The organism is Klebsiella sp. PK01 (assembly GCF_057624675.1).
In genome coordinates this window covers 78,307-96,425 of the sequence record NZ_JBYEZM010000005.1, presented here as the reverse complement: position 1 = coordinate 96,425, position 18,119 = coordinate 78,307, and the positions used below count along the sequence as shown (strand labels likewise).

At 57.8% G+C, this 18,119-nt stretch carries 20 protein-coding genes and 1 pseudogene; 9 read left to right on the top strand and 12 right to left on the bottom strand.

The window, feature by feature from the left end; genetic code table 11:
- Window positions 1-169: 169 nt before the first annotated feature.
- The gene (locus AC22LX_RS16745) at window positions 170-529 is read left to right on the top strand and encodes a type II toxin-antitoxin system RelE/ParE family toxin (RefSeq protein WP_487334106.1); all 360 of its coding nucleotides are present in this window, start codon (window positions 170-172) and stop codon (window positions 527-529) included.
- Window positions 513-836: a helix-turn-helix domain-containing protein gene (locus tag AC22LX_RS16740; protein ID WP_004173862.1), complete on the top strand. Its 324-nt coding sequence runs from the start codon at window positions 513-515 to the stop codon at window positions 834-836. Before AC22LX_RS16745 ends, AC22LX_RS16740 begins: the two co-directional genes overlap by 17 nt.
- 90 nt (window positions 837-926) lie before the next feature.
- On the opposite strand, the gene AC22LX_RS16735 is transcribed toward AC22LX_RS16740, so the two are convergent.
- The 8 genes from AC22LX_RS16735 to ivbL all read right to left on the bottom strand — a co-directional run bounded on the left by AC22LX_RS16735 (window position 927) and on the right by ivbL (window position 8,815).
- Window positions 927-1,379, bottom strand: coding sequence for a DUF1198 family protein (locus AC22LX_RS16735; protein ID WP_487334105.1), 453 nt, complete (start codon window positions 1,377-1,379; stop codon window positions 927-929).
- Window positions 1,380-1,515: 136 nt separating this feature from the next.
- A complete protein-coding gene (uhpT, locus tag AC22LX_RS16730; RefSeq protein ID WP_015369067.1) occupies window positions 1,516-2,907 on the bottom strand; it encodes a hexose-6-phosphate:phosphate antiporter UhpT in 1,392 nt (463 codons plus the stop codon).
- 145 nt (window positions 2,908-3,052) lie between these two features.
- A complete protein-coding gene (uhpC, locus tag AC22LX_RS16725) occupies window positions 3,053-4,381 on the bottom strand; it encodes an MFS transporter (RefSeq protein ID WP_213292914.1) in 1,329 nt (442 codons plus the stop codon).
- 11 nt (window positions 4,382-4,392) lie between these two features.
- On the bottom strand, window positions 4,393-5,874 hold the full coding sequence (gene uhpB, locus AC22LX_RS16720; protein WP_161801903.1) for a signal transduction histidine-protein kinase/phosphatase UhpB: 1,482 nt from the start codon (window positions 5,872-5,874) through the stop codon (window positions 4,393-4,395).
- A gap of 17 nt (window positions 5,875-5,891) precedes the next feature.
- Complete coding sequence (uhpA, locus tag AC22LX_RS16715; protein WP_015369064.1) at window positions 5,892-6,485, bottom strand: response regulator transcription factor UhpA; 594 nt, start codon at window positions 6,483-6,485, stop codon at window positions 5,892-5,894.
- Window positions 6,486-6,635: 150 nt separating this feature from the next.
- Entirely contained in the window at window positions 6,636-6,923 is a 288-nt protein-coding gene (gene ilvN / locus AC22LX_RS16710) for an acetolactate synthase small subunit (RefSeq protein ID WP_016162014.1), read from the bottom strand.
- A 3-nt stretch (window positions 6,924-6,926) separates the two neighbouring features.
- On the bottom strand, window positions 6,927-8,615 hold the full coding sequence (ilvB, locus tag AC22LX_RS16705) for an acetolactate synthase large subunit (protein ID WP_063416240.1): 1,689 nt from the start codon (window positions 8,613-8,615) through the stop codon (window positions 6,927-6,929).
- A 104-nt stretch (window positions 8,616-8,719) separates the two neighbouring features.
- The gene (ivbL, locus tag AC22LX_RS16700; protein WP_016162016.1) at window positions 8,720-8,815 is read right to left on the bottom strand and encodes an ilvB operon leader peptide IvbL; all 96 of its coding nucleotides are present in this window, start codon (window positions 8,813-8,815) and stop codon (window positions 8,720-8,722) included.
- Between the two features lie 12 nt (window positions 8,816-8,827).
- Between ivbL and AC22LX_RS16695 the strand changes: the two are divergent.
- The 5 genes and pseudogenes from AC22LX_RS16695 (at window position 8,828) to emrD (ending at window position 12,283) form a co-directional block, all read left to right on the top strand.
- Window positions 8,828-8,996, top strand: a pseudogene (locus AC22LX_RS16695) (hypothetical protein).
- A gap of 370 nt (window positions 8,997-9,366) precedes the next feature.
- Window positions 9,367-9,486: a type I toxin-antitoxin system toxin TisB gene (gene tisB / locus AC22LX_RS16690; RefSeq protein ID WP_004145059.1), complete on the top strand. Its 120-nt coding sequence runs from the start codon at window positions 9,367-9,369 to the stop codon at window positions 9,484-9,486.
- 89 nt (window positions 9,487-9,575) lie between these two features.
- Window positions 9,576-10,022 carry a GNAT family N-acetyltransferase gene (locus AC22LX_RS16685; protein ID WP_045397801.1) on the top strand — a complete coding sequence of 149 codons (447 nt, stop codon included), beginning with the start codon at window positions 9,576-9,578 and terminating at the stop codon, window positions 10,020-10,022.
- A gap of 67 nt (window positions 10,023-10,089) precedes the next feature.
- Window positions 10,090-10,923, top strand: a complete 834-nt coding sequence (locus AC22LX_RS16680; protein ID WP_487334104.1) for an EamA family transporter — start codon at window positions 10,090-10,092, stop codon at window positions 10,921-10,923.
- 175 nt (window positions 10,924-11,098) lie between these two features.
- On the top strand, window positions 11,099-12,283 hold the full coding sequence (gene emrD, locus AC22LX_RS16675) for a multidrug efflux MFS transporter EmrD (RefSeq protein ID WP_045397794.1): 1,185 nt from the start codon (window positions 11,099-11,101) through the stop codon (window positions 12,281-12,283).
- Window positions 12,284-13,072: 789 nt separating this feature from the next.
- Here the strand turns inward: emrD and dsdC are convergent.
- On the bottom strand, window positions 13,073-13,996 hold the full coding sequence (dsdC, locus tag AC22LX_RS16670; protein ID WP_045395944.1) for a DNA-binding transcriptional regulator DsdC: 924 nt from the start codon (window positions 13,994-13,996) through the stop codon (window positions 13,073-13,075).
- 223 nt (window positions 13,997-14,219) lie between these two features.
- On the opposite strand from dsdC, the gene dsdX reads away from it, so the two are divergent.
- Together dsdX and dsdA are read left to right on the top strand one after the other, a co-directional pair.
- Entirely contained in the window at window positions 14,220-15,557 is a 1,338-nt protein-coding gene (dsdX, locus tag AC22LX_RS16665; protein ID WP_045389052.1) for a D-serine transporter DsdX, read from the top strand.
- A gap of 16 nt (window positions 15,558-15,573) precedes the next feature.
- The gene (gene dsdA / locus AC22LX_RS16660; RefSeq protein ID WP_047044636.1) at window positions 15,574-16,902 is read left to right on the top strand and encodes a D-serine ammonia-lyase; all 1,329 of its coding nucleotides are present in this window, start codon (window positions 15,574-15,576) and stop codon (window positions 16,900-16,902) included.
- Here the strand turns inward: dsdA and AC22LX_RS16655 are convergent.
- Genes AC22LX_RS16655 through AC22LX_RS16645 form a run of 3 tightly spaced genes read right to left on the bottom strand, consistent with a single transcriptional unit; the run spans window position 16,899 to window position 18,083 of the window.
- Window positions 16,899-17,387, bottom strand: a complete 489-nt coding sequence (locus AC22LX_RS16655; protein WP_063447573.1) for a radical SAM protein — start codon at window positions 17,385-17,387, stop codon at window positions 16,899-16,901. The two genes, dsdA and AC22LX_RS16655, sit on opposite strands and share 4 nt — an antisense overlap.
- Window positions 17,384-17,746, bottom strand: a complete 363-nt coding sequence (locus AC22LX_RS16650; RefSeq protein ID WP_015369054.1) for a DUF202 domain-containing protein — start codon at window positions 17,744-17,746, stop codon at window positions 17,384-17,386. The genes AC22LX_RS16655 and AC22LX_RS16650 overlap by 4 nt, the downstream gene beginning before the upstream one ends.
- On the bottom strand, window positions 17,736-18,083 hold the full coding sequence (locus AC22LX_RS16645; protein ID WP_015369053.1) for a YidH family protein: 348 nt from the start codon (window positions 18,081-18,083) through the stop codon (window positions 17,736-17,738). Before AC22LX_RS16645 ends, AC22LX_RS16650 begins: the two co-directional genes overlap by 11 nt.
- Between the last annotated feature and the right edge of the window lie 36 nt (window positions 18,084-18,119).

Genomic DNA, 18,119 nt, shown 5'->3' with positions numbered 1-18,119 from the left:
CATTTTGTATGTGACGTACTTAACGTTTTCGCAACTCTTCTCGCTTTTCATAAGAGGATGCGTAGCTGCTCGCATGTTTAAAAAAACGATGCTTGCTATCGCTTTAACAAATCTCAGGAGAATTTAATATAGCACTATGTGCTATACTTTTAACGACAGGATGTCAGCAATGCGTATCTTTAAAACCAAATGGTTCGCCAGAGAGGCTAGCTCTCATGGCATTTCCGACGACGAGCTCTATCAGGCAATTCAATCTGCGCTTCAGGGCAAAGTGGTTGATTTAGGAGGGGGGGTTTATAAAAAGCGACTCAACAAGAATCGCGATCGCGCAATCATCCTTACCAAAAGCGCAGGGTATTGGTTTTATACCTTTCTATATGCCAAACAGGATATGACCAATATCAACCATCGCGAATTAATGGGGTTTCGTGAGTTAGCAAAACACTATGCCAATCTCTCTGAAGAGAAAACGACGGCCTTAGTTAAAAGTAAAGAACTGGTGGAGATTTGCGATGACAGCAAAAAATAAATACAAAAGCCCGGCTTTCGAAGCGATCCATAGCGCTGCGTCGGGGCTATTCAGCGTTGGCGCAATCCCACAGGAAACAATGCGCCATTTTGATGAATCATGTCTCGGTAGCGTAGCCGCACTTCAACCCATTGAAATTAAAGCGCTACGTGAACAACTCAATGTTAGCCAACCCGTGTTCGCTCGTTATCTGAATACCAGCGTGTCTACCGTGCAAAAATGGGAGACTGGCGCTAAACGACCGAGCGGAATGTCATTAAAATTGCTTAGCGTCGTACAAAAACACGGCCTGAAAATCCTACTGTAGTCATTCTGCCGGATGGCGCTTACGCTTATCCGGCCTACAAAGAACGTAAGGGAGATATGGTTTTGAACCACAGGCCGGATAACAATGAGATCAGTGCAGCCAGTGCACGCCGTCTTCCGGGAGAAACAGGTCGTTATAGCGCTGCTGTAGGTTATGTAAATCGATCACATCCGGGTCCAGGTCGCGCAGAAAACCTTGCGCCAGGCGGATCTGCGCGTCGGTAATCGGCGCCGCTAATCGCGCTTTTTGCATCAGGCGATACCAGTAATGCAGGTTTTTTTCGCTGGCGTCGACAATCGCGACCTGCCAGATGAGCAGCACCTGCGCGGCGTTCTGCAAATGTGCTTCATTCGGCCGCTCCAGGTAACGCAAATACTCATTACCGGCGGTTTTTCCCAGCTGATCGATCATCGATTCCAACGGAACAGGCGTAATGCCAAGGCGTTCGCTCAGGCGACGAATCGCGCGGCGTGAATCAGAGGTAAGCACCCGAAATCCCACAACAAATACCACTACCAGGGTGGCCAGTCCTATCCAGATCATGCATCCTCTCATCCAATCGCAGCCTCACTATCATAATGGGAATTTGCCTGCTGTCGACTGTCGGACCTGGCATATTACGCAAGAAATAAAAAAGCCCGGCGCAATGGCCGGGCAAGGTTACCAAATACCTGGTGAATCAGGCAGTCTGCAAAACTCGATTCTTTTTCTCGCGGCGAATTTTACGCTCTTCGAAGATAGCCACGATGGCCATCAGGCAGATACAGCCGATGGCGGCGGCGTCCAGCGCCGCAAAGGTGCCGGCCCAGCCGGTCAGGCCGAAGACCGGCGTGCCGTCGGCGATCATCCCGAGCCCCAGTTTGGCGAAGCTATCGCCGATCAGATAGGCGAAGGTGCCCTTGATTCCATCGGCGGCGCCGATCGCTTTTTTCGGCACAAAGCCGACGGCGGCGACGCCGATCAACAGTTGCGGACCAAACACCAGGAAGCCCAGCGCAAACAACGAGGCCAGATAGACGTACTGGTTGCTGGCATGTTGGTAAACCCCGAGGGTGGCGATAATCAGCGCCAGCGCGACGCAGGCTACCAGCGCGCGGCGGCCGTTGGCCAGGTCCGACAACCAGCCCCACAGTAGCGTGCCAACCAGCGCGCCAACTTCAAACAGGGTAAAGCCCTGAATCGCCACCTCTTTAGACAGCTTCAGCTCCTGGAAGGCATACACGGTGGACCACTGATCGATACCGATACGCACCACGTAGAGGAAGATGTTGGAGAAACACAGCAGCCAGATCACTTTGTTTTTCAGCACGTACTCAACAAAGATCTGCCACTTGGTCATCGCATTTTCTTCAGTCTCTTTGTCCTCTTCGCTGATCGCTTCGCCAAACAGCTCTTCCGCCGTGCCGAGGCCGTAGGATTCCGGAGAGTCGCTACCGTAGCGCAGGCCAATAAAGCCAACGATCAGCGCAATAATCGACGGGAAGATAAACATGCCTATCACATGGCCGTCGAACAGATAGTTGGCGCCAAACAGCGCCACGCCCGCCGCGCCCGCGCCGCCGAGGTTGTGGGAGATATTCCAGAAGCCGAGGAAGGTGCCGCGTTTGCGTCTGGGCGTCCACTTGGTGATGGTGGAATAGCTGCACGAGCCGCCGGTGCTCTGGAAGAAACCGCTCAGCGCATAGAAGGCGATCATCAGGAACAGGCTGGTTGAACCCGCCCCCATGCTGGCGCTAAAGCCCAGCATACAGATGGCGGAGAGGATCAGCATAAACGGCAGGAACTGCTTGGTGTTTTTACCGTCGGCATAATAAGAGACCAGTGTCTTGCCCACGCCATAGGTAATGGAAAAGCCCAGGCCAATCATCCCCAGTTGCGTCATGCTCAACCCGTAGGTGGAGATCATGTCGTTCTGAGCGATGTTAAAGTTCTTGCGGATCAGATACATGGTCAGGTAGCCGATGAAGACCACCAGGTAGGACTGCATGAAAGGTTTGAACCACATTTTGCGCCGCACGTCGAGCGGCAGATCCAGGGTCGGCTTGCGCACCTGATTCAGAAAGGCCAGCATGGGTATCTCCTGAGCTGATTTTTTATGCCTGCGTAATAACCAGGCATTGTAAAAACCAGCGCGCCGTCTGGCCTGAGACGGCGTCCAGGTGAAACCAGGAAAATTTCTTAGTTTTGCCCCGTTCGCGGCGAAAGGGTGAGCTACATCACGCTTCGCTGGCGGTACGCGGCGCCTGCGCGTTTAAAAACGGCAGCAGCAGCAGCGCGGAAATGCCGGCGGCAATCGCAATCACCACGAAGAATCCGGTCCAGTGCCAGATATCCATCACCTGCGCCAGCGGCCAGCCGGAAAGCGAGGCGCCAAGATAAGCGAACAGGCCGACAAACCCGGTCGCCGCCCCGGCGGCTTCTTTATGCGAACATTCCGCCGCCGCCATGCCGATCAGCATCTGCGGGCCGAAAACGAAGAACCCGGTGGTGAAGAAGCAGGCCGCCTGCATGACGTAGCTGGCGAACGGCATCAGCCACAACCCGCCAACCGACAGCAAAATTCCGGCGGCGAAAATCAGGTTCATCGGCCCGCGATTGCCGTTAAACAGCTTATCCGAGCCCCACCCCGCCACCAGCGCGCCGATAAAACCGCCCAGCTCAAACATGGTCACCGCCGAGTTAGCGGTCACCAGATCGACGCCTAGCGTCTCCGACATATACAGATTGCCCCAGTCGTTAATCGCCGCCCGCACCACGTACACCAGCACATAGCACAGCGATAACAGCCAGATATAGGGATTGGCCAATACGTAGCGGGTCAGGATCTCTTTGCGCGTCAGCCCTGCGCCTTCCTGCTGCTGGGCGATTTCCAGCGCATCGTGACGCCAGTCGCCTACGGCGGGTAACCCCACCGCCTGCGGGCGATCGCGCAGCCGCCAGCACAGATACAGTCCGGCGAGGATCGCCAGACAGCCGGCAATCGTCATCCCCGCACGCCAGCCGTAGTGCAGCGCCGCCGCCCCCACGACCATCGGGATCAGCGCGCCGCCGACGTTATGCGCGGTATTCCACAGCGCCCACCAGCCGCCGCGTTCGGTCCGCGAATACCAGGCGGTCAGCAGCCGGGCGCACACCGGCGAGCCCCAGCCCTGGAAGAAGGCATTCAGCGCCCATAGCAGCGCGAAAGCCCACAGCGAGGTGGAAAAACCGAACAGAATATTCACCACCCCGGTGGCGATGAGTCCCAGCCCCATAAAATAGCGGGCGTCGGAGCGGTCGCTGACGATACCGGAGAAAAATTTCGACAGCCCGTAAGTGATGTAAAACAGCGTGGCCAGCAGGCCGATATCGCTGCGGGTCAGCACATTGCTGGCCAGAATTTCAGGTACCGCAGCATTAAAGCTTTTGCGGGTGAAATAAAATAGCGCGTAACCAAGCCAGATAGTGAGCAGAATATGTCGACGCCAGTAACGATAACGCTGGTCCAGCTCGCGTTTATCACTAATTGGCGCGGCGTCCGGCGGCGCTTTTAAAAAGGCAAACATCGGCGCTCCTTTCAGGCGTAACGCAGCGGTAGATTGACGCACACGCGGGTACCGTGTGTGCAGGAGATAGTTAACGTACCGCCCAGCGCGGTCACGCGTTCACGCATGCCGGTCAGGCCGAATCCCTGCAGATTCGAACCCGGCGGCAGGCCGCAGCCGTCATCCTCCAGCACCAGCATCAATCGCCCATCCTGCTGCCAGCCCTGGAGGGTGACGGCGCTGGCGCTGGCGTGCTTGACGATATTATTCAGTCCCTCCTGGCAAACGCGAAACAGCGTTACGCGCTGGTTTTCGCTCAGCCCCGCCTCGTTAATCCGCCATTCAAGGTGGCTGACGATGCCGCGGTCTTCCAGTTCCATTTCGCGCATCAACGAACGTATCGCCTGTTCAAGCGGCAGATCGTCAAGCTGGCGCGGACGCAGACGACCAAGCAGTCTTCGCACGGAGTCGTAAACCCCCAGCGATAGCTGTTCTATCAACTGACCGCTCTGCCGTACGCTACCGTTGTGTGGCGCCAGACGCTGCACGATCCCCGCCTGGGTGCGAATTGCCGTGATAGTCTGGCCAATATCATCGTGGAGCTCGCGCGCCACGTCGCGCCGCACGCTCTCTTCCGTTTCCAGCAGGCGTTCCGCCAGCCGCCGATTACGCGCCAGCTCGTTCTGTAGCGACAGGTTAAGCTCGCGCAATCGCTGGATCCCTGCTCCCAGCAGCAGTCCGGTCAGGCTCTGGGCCAGCAGTGAAAGCAATAAATCAACCGGGTGATCGTGCCAGGTCTGGCTGGCAATCAGCGCGATGGCGTTCATCAGGGTGGCGATCAGCGCCCCCTGCCAGCCATAGTGCCAGGCGAGAGCGATAATCGGCAGCGCCAGACAAAAAGGGGTAAAGCGGGAGAGTTCGGCGGGCAACCCGAGCTGTAGCCACAGGCTGACGGTAAAGAGCAGCAGGTACCAGATCAGATGTCGGCCACGCCAGTTAACCGGCTGCGACACCAGCGACGGTCCCAGCGGCCGCCAGACGGTGCTGGTAAGATAGTGCCAGATAACCAGGCACGTCGGCGCCAGCGTCAGGCCGCCGGTCAACGTCAACAACAGCGCGGTCAATCCTTCGCTCCCTTGCGCCAACCACGGCAGCGATTGCAGCAGCGAGGCGGCGATCAGCGCCCCGCCCTGGCGCAATAATGTCAGCCAGTCGCGCTGATGGCGATAGCGTGAAATCAACGCTACCGGCAGCAGGGTCAGCAGACTTCCGGTCATCAATATTATAGGGTGCGCCAGCGCCACTTCCTGCGCCAGCCAGAAGATAAGCAGCCACTCGGCTCCCAGCAGCACCGGCCAGTAGCCACGCGGGCACTGCAGCATCAGCCCTAAACGCAGGCCAAAGGGAAACAGCAGCACCGCCAGGTCCGCGCGTTCCACCAGATGCAGACTGATGCTCCACAGGCAGAACCAGGCGGCTGAGAAGATAAAGGCGCAGCCGATCACCGACAGCAATCGTGAGACGACGGCCTTCATTGCCAGCTATCGAACATGCGGCGCGCCAGCTCAACGTCGTTACTGACGCCCAGTTTTTCCAGCAGGTTGGCGCGGTGAACGTGAACGGTTTTCGGCGATAGGCCAAGCTCGGCGGCGATCTCTTTCACCGCCATGCCCTGCGCCAGCTTTTCCGCCACCTGGCGTTCACGTTTGGTGAGCGGATCCTGGCGCCCTGCAGCCAGCTTCATGGCGATATCCGGCGTGAGATAGCAACCGCCCGCCGCCACCGTGCGGACCGCGGCGATAAGTTCATCCGGACTGCAGCGTTTCGACAGGAAGCCGCGCGCGCCGGCGTTCAGCGCCTGCTCGATCAGCGCTGGGCTATCGTGCACCGACAGCATGATGGTCGCCATCCCCTTCGGCAATTGGCTTAGCAGCTCCAGCCCGGAAATATCCGGCATTGAGATATCGCAGATACAGACCTGTACACCGCGCCCCGGTAGCCCCGCCAGCGCCTCCCGTCCACAGCCGAATTCAGCGACAACCTGAAAATCAGCTTCCAGCCCCAGCAGCTGAGCAAAACCGGAGCGGACAATCAAATGATCGTCAATAAGGGCGATGGTAGTCATGGTGTTTCCTGGTGCCTGAAAGCGCCGGATGGCGGCGTAAACGCCTTATCCGGCCTACGGATTCACTCCCTGTAGGCCGGATAAGCGCAGCGCCATCCGGCAAAGGCGCTTACCTTAGCGGTAAGCGCGTAGCTGTTCAAGCCTTGAGCGTTATTCGAAGAACACCGCAATTTTGTTAAACATGGTGGGATCGGACTGGTTACGCGCCACGTTGGTGACATCTTCCAGCTTTTCAATCTGGCTAATCATCTGCCCCAGCCGCTGGTCATCATTTACCAGCAGCCAGATGCGGCTGTGCTCGCTGCCCTGGATCGGCAAGCAGAGAATGCCTTCAACGTTAAACGCGCGGCGGGCAAATAGCCCGCAGACGTGGGTCATGACGCCAGGGTGGTTGCGGACGGTGAGTTCCAGAATGACGTTATCGTGTTGCTTTTGCATGGCTTATTCCCCCACCATCTCAGTATTGGCCGCACCCGGCGGTACCATCGGATACACTTTCTGCTGCGCGTCGATACGCACGTGGATCAGCGCCGGACCTGGGCGGTCGATAATCGCCTGCAGCGCCGCCTGCGGATCTGATTCGTTATTTAAATCACAGGTTTGCAGACCAAAACCGGCAGCGATCTGCATAAAGTTAATCATCCCCGGATAGGTCGCGGCGAAGACGCCCTGTTGATAGAACAGGCTCTGCTGCTGATGCACCAGCCCCAGCGCTTCGTTGTTCATCAGGATGATTTTTACATCCAGCTGATTTTCGGCAGCGGTGGCCATCTCCTGAATATTCATCATCAGGCTGCCGTCGCCAGAAAAGCAAATAACCTTACGCTGTGGATTGGCCAGCGCCGCGCCGATGGCCGCCGGCAGGCCGAAGCCCATGGTACCGAGACCGCCGGAAGTCAGCCACTGGCGCGGACGGTTGAGCGGATAGGCCTGCGCCGTCCACATCTGATGCTGGCCAACGTCGGTGGTGATGATCGCCTCATCATCAACGCAGGCGGCCACGGCGTTAATCAGGCCGTAATGGGAGAGCGGGTCGCTTTCCTGCGGGATGGCGCAGGGGAATTCTCTTTGTAAATCAGCCACCAACTGGCGCCACTCATCACGCGGCTGCGCTTCAATCTGCGGAATAAGCTGGGCTAAGACCTCCGCCACATCGCCCTGAATCGCTACGTGCGGTTGCTTAATTTTGCCCAGCTCCGAGCGGTCGATATCGACGTGAATAATCTTCGCGTTCGGGCAGAACTGCTCGGTCTTGCCAATCGCCCGGTCATCAAAACGCGCACCTAAAACAATCAGTAAGTCAGCTTCTTGCAGAATAAAGTTAGTGCTGCGCGCGCCGTGCATCCCCAGCATGCCCAGCGACAACGGATGCGCCTTCGGCAGCATACCCAGCGCCATTAAGGTCATGGTGGTCGGCAGGTTGGCTTTTTCCGCCAGGTCCCGAATCGGCTGCGGCGCGTTAATCACGCCGCCGCCCAGATACAGTACCGGGCGTTTCGCCGCGTTGATCATTGCCGCCGCTTCACGCACGCTTTCAGGCGCGAATGCCGGTGCCGGGGCGCGCTCGCCTGGCTCAGGCAGCGTTTCCAGTTCAATCGTCGCCGACTGCACATCCTTAGGAATATCTATCCACACCGGGCCCGGTCGCCCGGACTGGGCAATACGGAAGGCGTCGCTCATCACCTGCGGCAGCTCGGCGATGTCGCGCACCAGGTAGTTATGCTTGGTGATGGGGATAGAGATGCCGTAGGTATCGACTTCCTGGAAGGCATCGGTGCCGATCATTGAGGCCGGAACCTGGCCGGTGATGCAGACCAGCGGAATAGAATCGAGGCGGGCATCGGCGATGGCGGTAATCAGGTTGGTGGCGCCCGGGCCGCTACAGGCCATGCAGACCGCGGGTTTACCTTCGGTACGCGCCATCCCCTGAGCGATAAAACCCGCCCCCTGCTCGTGGCGCGCCAGAATGTGGCGGATCTGCGTGCTTTGGCTCAAGGCATCGTAGATGGGCAGGATGGAGCCGCCCGGAATGCCGCTGACCATAGTGATACCCTGGCGTTCCAGTAAATGAACAACCAGCTGCGCGCCGGTAAAGCGCATTGTGTTTGATGTGGTGCCCGAACTTGCCATGCTCCAGTCCTTTTATTCTGGGCCGACTTTACCGGGGGGCTCGCCAACAAAAAACCCCGCTCGGTTTGCGCCGGCGGGGTTTGGAATTCGTGTTGTTCCGGACCCTACGGCGCATTGCCGACGACGACCACCACAGACACGACGACCACCGCGGCAGGCGCGGTTTTTAGTAGGGTCGAAGTCATCATGGCAGCGTTCATTAGGGACCTGTTGTGTCAAAAAATAAGCTGAATTTATACAAACACAGGTTTTGCGTTTTCACAATGGATTTATTTTCATCCACGAGAATTTGCGCGAAAGATCACAATTCGCGACATCAGCGGCAGAAAACAAAAAACCCCGCCGGAGCGAGGTTTTTATCAGCATTTTTACGGGTGGTAGCCGCAAGCACACTGTATTACGTCAACGACAAAAGTATACGCGATCGCTGCAATTCGCGCAATTTAAGGTCGAAATTTCTCTGTCATAGAGTATGGATGGCGGGTGCGAATTTGTCCAAAAAATACTGTTCATGCATACAGTATTTATCTATACTGGATGTGTTCACTTTGTGCCATTCGGGGGCCGCAAGTTTGACCGGCGCAACGAAGTCCTGGCTGAAACGGGTGGTGCCGTCAGTGCCTTAACCCCGAGAGAGCACACTGTGTTACGTCAACAATGCGTCGTGTCCGGCCCGTGCGGCCATCACTGCGCAACCCCTGTGAGAACAGGGATAAGCTGGCAACAGGCAGCGGAAAGGTACGTCAGCTTATTGTGCTCCTTAACCACAGGAGACGCGCGTATGGGCGGAATGGATATTATTATTTTAATCCTGAAACTCATGGTTGCTGTGTTGCAACTACTTGATGCAGTCCTGAAACAGTTCCGCTGATTCAGGTTCAAGTCGCACCTGAGGGGGGTGGGCAACCGCCCCCCTGCAGGCGCCCTGCGGGCGTTCCGGGATGACTTGATGGAGGAACCATGCCACCGCTATTAATTGCCGCAACGACGCCGGATGATCCGGGGTTCGTCGCGCTACGCGCCGAAAGCCTTGAACAGCACTTCAATATGCTGCGTCGGCTGGCGGAAAACTGGCAAAGCGGCAAAAACCGCTTTAACGCCCCTGGTGAAAAGCTGCTGGGCGCGTTCGTCCGTGGCCAGTTAGTTGGGGTCTGCGGTCTGAACGTCGACCCCTTCAGCCAGCAGCCGCGGGCCGGGCGCATTCGCCATCTCTATATTCGCGATAGCCATCGCCGCCAGGGAATTGGCCAGCAGCTGCTGGTCTCGGTCATCACGCATTCCGGCGCCTGGTTCGATTTCCTTAATACCCATGCCCCGGCGCAGGCCTGGCCCTTTTATGAACGCTTTGGTTTCCGCCCGGTATACGATGAGCCTCGGGTTACGCATCGCCTGTTCTGCTCGCTGTAAGCGCGGCTGGTTGGCGCAGCGGGCGCGTGTTACAGTCCGCTGACCTTAACTGCTGAATTTGCCTGCGATGACCATCACCGTATTCTGCATTTTGCTGTTCGCCGCACTGCTGCACGCCAGCTGGAACGCTATCGTCAAAGCCAGCGGCGATAAAATGTACGCGGCGATAAGCGTCAGCGGGTCGGCCTCGCTGATCGCCCTGGTGATGCTCCCCTTCGCGCCACAACCGACGCTGGCCAGCGCCCCCTATCTGGTGGCGTCATGTGTATTACAGGTGGTGTATACGGTACTGGTGGCGAAGACCTATCAGGTGTCGGATATGAGCCAGACCTATCCGCTAATGCGCGGCACCGCGCCGCTGCTGGTCGCGGCTATCAGCGTGATATTTCTCGGCGATCGCTTATCGCCGCTGGCCTGGTTGGGTATTGGCGTCATCTGTCTGGCGATTCTGGCAATGGCCTTCAACGGCCGCGTCAGTTCCCGCAAAGGCATCATGCTGGCGCTGATCAACGCCTGTTTTATCGCGGGCTATACGCTGGTGGATGGCACCGGGGTTCGGCTGGCGGGATCGGCGCTCGGCTATACCCTGTGGACCTTTTTTATGAACAGTTGCTGCCTGCTGTGCTGGGCGATGGCGGCACGGCGGCGCGAAGCCAGCCGTTATTTACGCCAGCACTGGAAAAAGGGCATCTTCGGCGGCGTCGGCACCATGGGATCCTACGGCCTGGCGCTATGGGCGATGACTCAGGCGCCGCTGGCGGTGGTCGCCGCGCTGCGTGAAACCTCCATTCTGTTCGGCGCGCTGATCGCATTTATCGTCCTGAAGGAACAAGTGGTAGCGCTGCGCATCGTTGCCGCCTGTGGTATTGCCGCTGGAGCAATCCTGCTGCGTCTCTCATAGATTAAAATGGCAACATTAGTTGCCGATCCTGTTTACAAAACCTGCCTGAATTTTCCCCAACAATCGGTGCTATGTAGTTGTTCTGTCATTTTATTGTGGTAGATTCCTCCATCGTTTAAGGGGTGTGCCAGTCACATATTCTTCATTTCTCATTGCTCACGAAGTATTCATCGACATGAAACGGCATAAGAACTTCAATTTGTTGTTGATGCTGGTACTGCTGGTGGCCGTTGGCCAGATGGCGCAGACCATTTATATTCCGGCTATCGCCGACATGGCGGTATCGCTTAACGTCCGTGAAGGGGCAGTACAAAGCGTAATGGCGGCCTACCTCCTGACGTACGGCATTTCGCAGCTGTTCTACGGCCCGCTCTCTGACCGCGTGGGCCGCCGCCCGGTGATCCTCGTCGGGATGTCTATTTTTATGCTGGCGACGCTGGTTGCCATCACCACCCATAGCCTGCCGGTGTTGATCGCCGCCAGCGCCATGCAGGGGATGGGCACCGGCGTCGGCGGCGTCATGGCGCGCACCCTGCCGCGAGACCTGTATGAAGGCGCGCAGCTACGTCACGCCAACAGTTTGTTAAATATGGGGATACTGGTCAGCCCGCTGATTGCGCCGCTGCTCGGCGGCATCCTCGATACCCTGTGGAACTGGCGCGCCTGCTACGCCTTCTTACTGGTGCTGTGCGCGGGCGTGACCTTCAGCATGGCGAAATGGATGCCGGAAACGCGGCCACAAGGCGCGCCGCGGACGAAACTACTGGCCAGTTACAAAACGCTGTTCGGTACCGGCGCCTTTAACTGTTACCTGCTGATGCTGGTGGGCGGGCTGGCCGGGATTGCGGTGTTCGAAGCCTGTTCCGGCGTGCTGATGGGCGCGGTGCTCGGCCTGAGCAGTATGGCGGTCAGTATTCTGTTTATTCTGCCGATCCCGGCGGCGTTCTTCGGCGCGTGGTTCGCTGGCCGTCCGAATAAACGCTTCTCAACGCTAATGTGGCAGTCGGTTATCTGCTGCCTGCTGGCGGGAGTTATGATGTGGTTGCCGGGGCTGTTCGGCATTATGACCGTCTGGACATTATTGGTGCCTGCGGCGCTGTTCTTCTTCGGCGCGGGTATGTTGTTCCCGCTGGCTACCAGCGGCGCGATGGAGCCATTTCCGTTCCTCGCCGGTACCGCTGGCGCGCTGGTTGGCGGCTTGCAGAATATCGGCTCCGGCGTGCTGGCCTGGCTGTCGGCGATGATGCCGCAAACGGGGCAAAGCAGCCTCGGCCTGCTGATGATGTTAATGGGGCTGTTGATTCTGCTGTGCTGGCTGCCGCTGGCCTCGCGCTTTACCAGCCACCAGCAGCCGGTATAAGCGCCGATGGCGCTCCCCGGATAGCGGCTTACGCCTTATCCGGGCTACCGTTCTGATGAAGGCCCCCGGCGGTGGGTTCCGTAGAACCGTAGCCCTGCTAAGCGCAGAGCAAGCAGGGAAATCCCCGGATGCGGCTTACGCCTTATCCGGGCTACCGTTCTGATGAAGGCCCCGGCGGTGGGTTCCGTAGAACCGTAACCCTGCTAAGCGTAGCGCAAGCAGGGAAATCCCCGGATAGCGGCTTACGCCTTATCCGGACTACCGTTCTGATGAAGGGCCCCGGCGGTGGGTTCCGTAGAACCGTAACCCTGCTAAGCGTAGCGCAAGCAGGGAAATCCCCGGATAGCGGCTTACGCCTTATCCGGACTACCGTTCTGATGAAGGCCCCCGGCAGTGGGTTGCGCAGAACCGTAGCCCTGCTAAGCGTAGCGCAAGCAGGGAAATCCCCCGGATAGCGGCTTACGCCTTATCCGGGCTACCGTTCTGATGAAGGCCCCGGCGGTGGGTTCCGTAGAACCGTAGCCCTGCTAAGCGTAGCGCAAGCAGGGAAATCCCCGGATAGCGGCTTACGCCTTATCCGGGCTACCGTTCTGATGAAGGCCCCGGCGGTGGGTTCCGTAGAACCGTAACCCTGCTAAGCGCAGCGCAAGCAGGGAAATCCCCGGATAGCGGCTTACGCCTTATCCGGGCTACCGTTCTGATGAAGGCCCCCGGCAGTGGGTTGCGCAGAACCGTAGCCCTGCTAAGCGTAGCGCAAGCAGGGAAATCCCCCGGGTGGCGGCTTACGCCCTATGTCAGGCTGTGCAGCCATTCGATAAAGGCGTCGATTTTCGGCCACTGACGGCCCGGCAGGGTCGTCACATAGTAGTGCTGGTGACACTTCAGCGTCATGTCGCCGAACGGCGCAATAAGCTCCCCGCTCTCTAACCGCTTCTGCACCAACCGCTTACGCCCCATCGCTACCCCGACGTCATTCATCGCCGCAATCACCGCTAAATCAGAACGATCGAAGCCGATACCCGACGATTGCGGCAATTCAATTGCAAATTGCTGCGCCCAGCTGAACCACTCATCGGTGCCGGAATCATTGCTCCATGCCTGGCGGTCATGGAGTAACGTGCAGTAGCGCAGATTGCCTGGATTGTGGATTAACTGCTGCTGTTGCGCGTATTTCGGCGTACATACCGGCACGATCGCTTCATCCATCAGAAAATGATGGCTGAGCTGTGTTGACGGCGCGTCATCAAAATAGATTGCCAGATCGATACCCGCGCGCTGTAGATTGACGTTATCGTTGCCGGTGAGCACAGTCAGCGAGATGGACGGATAGCGGCGAGTGAAATCGCCCAGCGCCGGTACCAGCCAGCACTGCGCGATCGACGGGCGCGAGTACACCGTCAGCGTGCCGGAGAGCTCCTGATTTTTAATATCCAGAATCTCCTGGTTAAGGCTATCCAGCGAGGATTTCAACGCCCAGAATACCCGCCGCCCCTCGCGGGTCAGCTCCACCCTGCGGTGAGAACGTATAAATAGCTGAATACCCAGCTCTTCTTCCAGCTGGTTGATGCGATGGCTAACTGCGCTCGGCGTCAGCGACAGCTCTTCCGCCGCCAGTGCAAAGGACTCATGGCGAGCCGCGACTTCAAAGGTGTACAGCTTTGACAACTGCCAGCCGTTCAGCAGCCGATTGCCTATCTCTTTCATCACATCCATCACAATTCCTCGCCTTTTCTTTGCCGGTAAGTGTAAAAAAAACGCAGCCGGAGCGCGCCTGAAAGATGAATAAAAGTGACCCAATACACATTTAACGGGCTATTTAAGAACCAAATCACGCTATTGCATCAATTTGGCTCACCTGAAAAGCGATTTATATCGTTTGTCAGCCTATGTCGCTTTTCTGTTCAATAACCACACGTTATCTACGGCGAGGTGGGGTATGGAATCTCAAATCTGGGTGGTAGGCACGCTATTTATCAGTATCGTGTTAATCGTTTTAACGATCGTCAAACTGAAGTTTCATCCGTTTCTGGCGCTCCTGCTGGCGAGCTTTTTCGTCGGCGCGATGATGGGCATGGGGCCGCTGGATATGGTCAACGCCATTGAGAGCGGTATTGGCGGTACGCTTGGCTTCCTGGCGGCGGTGATCGGTCTCGGTACCATCCTCGGGAAGATGATGGAAGTCTCCGGCGCGGCGGAACGCATCGGCCTGGCGCTACAGCGCTGTCGCTGGTTGTCGGCGGACGTAATTATGGTGCTGGTTGGCCTGATCTGCGGTATTACGCTGTTTGTTGAAGTCGGCGTGGTGCTGCTAATCCCGCTGGCGTTCTCCATTGCCAAAAAAACCAATACCTCGCTGCTGAAGCTGGCCATCCCCCTGTGTACCGCGCTGATGGCGGTGCATTGCGTGGTGCCGCCGCATCCGGCCGCGCTGTTCGTGGCGAATAAACTCGGCGCAGATATCGGTACGGTCATCGTCTATGGCCTGCTGGTGGGCCTGATTGCCTCGCTGGTTGGCGGCCCATTGTTCCTCAAGCTGCTCGGCAACCGCCTGCCGTTTAAACCGGTGCCGACCGAGTTTTCCAACCTTGAAGTACGCGAAGAATCGACGCTGCCCTCGCTCGGCGCTACGCTATTTACCGTGCTGCTACCGATTGGGCTGATGCTGGTGAAAACCGTCGCTGAATTGAACATGGCTAAAGGCGGCACGCTGTATATGTTGCTGGAATTTATCGGCAACCCGATCACCGCGATGTTTATTGCCGTTTTTGTCGCTTATTACATTCTCGGTATTCGTCGCCAGATGGGGATGGGCGTCCTGCTGACTCATACTGAAAACGGCTTCGGATCGATTGCTAATATTCTGCTGATTATTGGCGCGGGCGGCGCGTTCAACGCGATTTTGAAATCCAGCGGCCTGGCCGATAGCCTGGCGGTGATCCTCTCGAATCTGCATATGCATCCGATTCTGCTGGCCTGGCTGGTGGCACTGATCCTTCACGCCGCCGTCGGTTCCGCTACCGTGGCCATGATGGGCGCCACCGCTATCGTCGCCCCGATGCTGCCGCTGTATCCCGGCGTAAGCCCGGAGATCATCGCTATTGCCATCGGTTCCGGCGCCATTGGCTGCACGATCGTAACGGATTCCCTGTTCTGGCTGGTGAAACAATACTGTGGCGCAAGCCTCAGCGAAACGTTCAAGTATTATACGACGGCGACATTTATCGCTTCTTTACTTGCACTCGCCGCCACCTTCCTGCTTTCTTTCATCATCTAAGCGAACGAGACGTAATATGAAAAACGCTGACCTGACCCAATTAACCGCGACCTTCCCGCTTGTGCAGGAGCTGATCGCGCTGAAAGAAACCACCTGGTTTAACCCGGCGACGACGACGCTGGCGCAAGGTTTGCCCTATGTCGGCTTGACCGCCGCAGATGTAAAAGACGCTCACGAACGCCTGCAGCGCTTCGCGCCGTATCTGGCGGAAGCCTTTCCAGAAACGGCCGCCACCGGCGGGATTATCGAATCAGAAGTGGTTGCCATTCCGGCAATGAAACGCCGCCTCGAGCAACAATTCAATCAGCCGATTAATGGCGATCTGTTACTGAAAAAAGATAGCCACCTGCCGATTTCGGGTTCCATTAAGGCGCGCGGCGGCATTTATGAAGTGCTGACCCATGCGGAAAAGCTCGCGCTGGAAGCCGGACTGCTCACCATCGCAGATGATTATCGCAAATTGCTGACGCCGGAATTCAAACAGTTCTTCAGCCAGTACAGCATCGCCGTCGGTTCTACCGGCAACCTCGGTATGTCGATCGGCATCATGAGCGCGCGCATCGGTTTTAAGGTCACGGTGCATATGTCGGCGGATGCCCGCGCATGGAAAAAGGCCAAACTGCGCAGCCACGGCGTAACGGTCGTTGAGTATGAAGAAGATTACGGCGTGGCGGTCGAACAGGGGCGCAAGGCGGCGGAATCCGACCCGAACTGTTTCTTCATCGACGATGAAAACTCGCGCACGCTGTTCCTCGGCTATGCCGTGGCCGGCGAACGCCTGAAAGCGCAGTTTGCCCAGGCAGGACGCGTGGTCGATGCCGATCACCCGCTGTTCGTCTATCTGCCATGCGGCGTTGGCGGCGGCCCCGGGGGCGTCGCATTCGGCCTGAAACTGGCGTTTGGCGACCACGTTCACTGTCTGTTCGCCGAACCGACCCATTCGCCCTGTATGCTGCTCGGCATTTACACCGGGCTCCATGACCAGATTGCGGTGCAGGATTTAGGGATTGATAACCTGACCGCCGCCGATGGTCTGGCGGTCGGCCGCGCTTCCGGCTTCGTTGGCCGGGCGATGGAGCGCCTGCTCGACGGCCTGTATACCCTTGACGATCAAACGATGTACGACATGCTGGGCTGGCTGGCAACGGCGGAAAACATTCGCCTTGAGCCGTCCGCGCTGGCCGGGATGGCAGGGCCGCAGCGCGTCTGCGCCAGTAAAGCGTACCATCAGCTACAAGGACTGAGCGACGAACAGCTACGTCAGGCCACCCACCTGGTATGGGCGACCGGCGGCGGTATGGTGCCGGAAGAAGAGATGGCGCAGTATCTGGCGAAGGGACGTTAAATCGCTCGCAGCAGCGGCATCAGTTCGCCCGGTGACCGCTGCTGTTTACGCAGATCGCGCATGACCCGCATACAGGGGGCGCTGGCGACATAGAACTGGCGGTAGCCTTCACAGAGCGGGTCGTCGTCGCCCGCGCACAGCCGCCGCCATGCACAGACAAAACAGGCGCTATTGGCGGCCACCTGCCGCTGTTCGCGCAGCGGTTCGCCGCACCAGATACGCAGGGTTTCCTCAAACAACGTAATCGTTATGCGGCCAATATCTTCCCGCGCCCAGATATGGAAAATGGCGCAAAGGAATTTTCCCCATGCATTGGCATCTTCCGCTCTGAGCTGCGGAATAAAACGAACGGCGCGCACGCCCTGCGCGCGTAGCTCCCGATATAGCTGCTGCGGTTGCTGGCAGTGGTGGCGATAAACTTTGACCTCCTGCACTGCCGGTTCGTTGTGAGCGAGGGAGTGGCATTCTGTCCGACATCCTGTCATGTCACATCCTTAAGAAATAAAATGATCTGCCGTAGATGCGTTACAGCAAACAATAATGACAGCGAAAGCACTGCGAGGGAGATCAAAAATTTGTCACGAACTGCTCCCGGCTGCAAAAAATCGCTCTCGGCAACATCCATTAAATGGCGGCTGCGGGTGTAGCGCCAGAGAACGATCGCCACCACAGCCAGTACGCCAATCGATATCCAGAACGCCAGCCCGGCGCTATGCCAGTTATGTTTGATCGCCAGCGCCATCAGCGCCCCGTAGCCAAGCAGAGTACGGAACCACGCCAGCGAGGTGCGCTCCGGCTGTAAACCGGGATCGTTCTCCCGCCGCGCCCGGCGTTTATCCGCCATACAGCACCAGCAGCATCACCGCCGCCACGACCGCCAGCAGCAGGACGCTAATCACCAGCAGCGTACGGGTATAGGGGAGATCCTGCTTCAGGCGCATCGCCTTTTCGTTACTCAACCAGCGCAGATAGCCATACACCGCCAGCCCGCCGGCAAACAGGCACAGCAGCAGCGCCAGCACTTCGCGAATAAGCGGAGTGGCAAAATCCGGCGCCAGCTGATCGAGCCCGACGCCCGCGGCGAGAAAGCCGAGCGCCGTACGGATCCACGCCAGAAAGGTGCGTTCATTGGCCAGCGAAAAGCGGTAATCCGGCGCTTCGCCAATGCGGGAAATTTTCATCAGCAGTCCTTGTTCGTCACGCAAGCAGGCCACAGC

What these genes read in the sequence shown, in the direction of transcription:
- AC22LX_RS16745 (WP_487334106.1), top strand. Translation starts at nt 170, where the DNA reads ATGCGTATCTTTAAAACCAAATGGTTCGCCAGAGAGGCTAGCTCTCAT.
- AC22LX_RS16740 (WP_004173862.1), top strand. Translation starts at nt 513, where the DNA reads ATGACAGCAAAAAATAAATACAAAAGCCCGGCTTTCGAAGCGATCCAT.
- AC22LX_RS16650 (WP_015369054.1), bottom strand. Translation starts at nt 17,746, where the DNA reads ATGGCGGATAAACGCCGGGCGCGGCGGGAGAACGATCCCGGTTTACAG.
- AC22LX_RS16645 (WP_015369053.1), bottom strand. Translation starts at nt 18,083, where the DNA reads ATGAAAATTTCCCGCATTGGCGAAGCGCCGGATTACCGCTTTTCGCTG.
- ilvB (WP_063416240.1), bottom strand. Translation starts at nt 8,615, where the DNA reads ATGGCAAGTTCGGGCACCACATCAAACACAATGCGCTTTACCGGCGCG.
- uhpA (WP_015369064.1), bottom strand. Translation starts at nt 6,485, where the DNA reads ATGACTACCATCGCCCTTATTGACGATCATTTGATTGTCCGCTCCGGT.
- ilvN (WP_016162014.1), bottom strand. Translation starts at nt 6,923, where the DNA reads ATGCAAAAGCAACACGATAACGTCATTCTGGAACTCACCGTCCGCAAC.
- uhpT (WP_015369067.1), bottom strand. Translation starts at nt 2,907, where the DNA reads ATGCTGGCCTTTCTGAATCAGGTGCGCAAGCCGACCCTGGATCTGCCG.
- AC22LX_RS16685 (WP_045397801.1), top strand. Translation starts at nt 9,576, where the DNA reads ATGCCACCGCTATTAATTGCCGCAACGACGCCGGATGATCCGGGGTTC.
- dsdA (WP_047044636.1), top strand. Translation starts at nt 15,574, where the DNA reads ATGAAAAACGCTGACCTGACCCAATTAACCGCGACCTTCCCGCTTGTG.
- AC22LX_RS16655 (WP_063447573.1), bottom strand. Translation starts at nt 17,387, where the DNA reads ATGACAGGATGTCGGACAGAATGCCACTCCCTCGCTCACAACGAACCG.
- uhpC (WP_213292914.1), bottom strand. Translation starts at nt 4,381, where the DNA reads ATGTTTGCCTTTTTAAAAGCGCCGCCGGACGCCGCGCCAATTAGTGAT.
- dsdX (WP_045389052.1), top strand. Translation starts at nt 14,220, where the DNA reads ATGGAATCTCAAATCTGGGTGGTAGGCACGCTATTTATCAGTATCGTG.
- AC22LX_RS16735 (WP_487334105.1), bottom strand. Translation starts at nt 1,379, where the DNA reads ATGATCTGGATAGGACTGGCCACCCTGGTAGTGGTATTTGTTGTGGGA.
- emrD (WP_045397794.1), top strand. Translation starts at nt 11,099, where the DNA reads ATGAAACGGCATAAGAACTTCAATTTGTTGTTGATGCTGGTACTGCTG.
- AC22LX_RS16680 (WP_487334104.1), top strand. Translation starts at nt 10,090, where the DNA reads ATGACCATCACCGTATTCTGCATTTTGCTGTTCGCCGCACTGCTGCAC.
- ivbL (WP_016162016.1), bottom strand. Translation starts at nt 8,815, where the DNA reads ATGAACGCTGCCATGATGACTTCGACCCTACTAAAAACCGCGCCTGCC.
- dsdC (WP_045395944.1), bottom strand. Translation starts at nt 13,996, where the DNA reads ATGGATGTGATGAAAGAGATAGGCAATCGGCTGCTGAACGGCTGGCAG.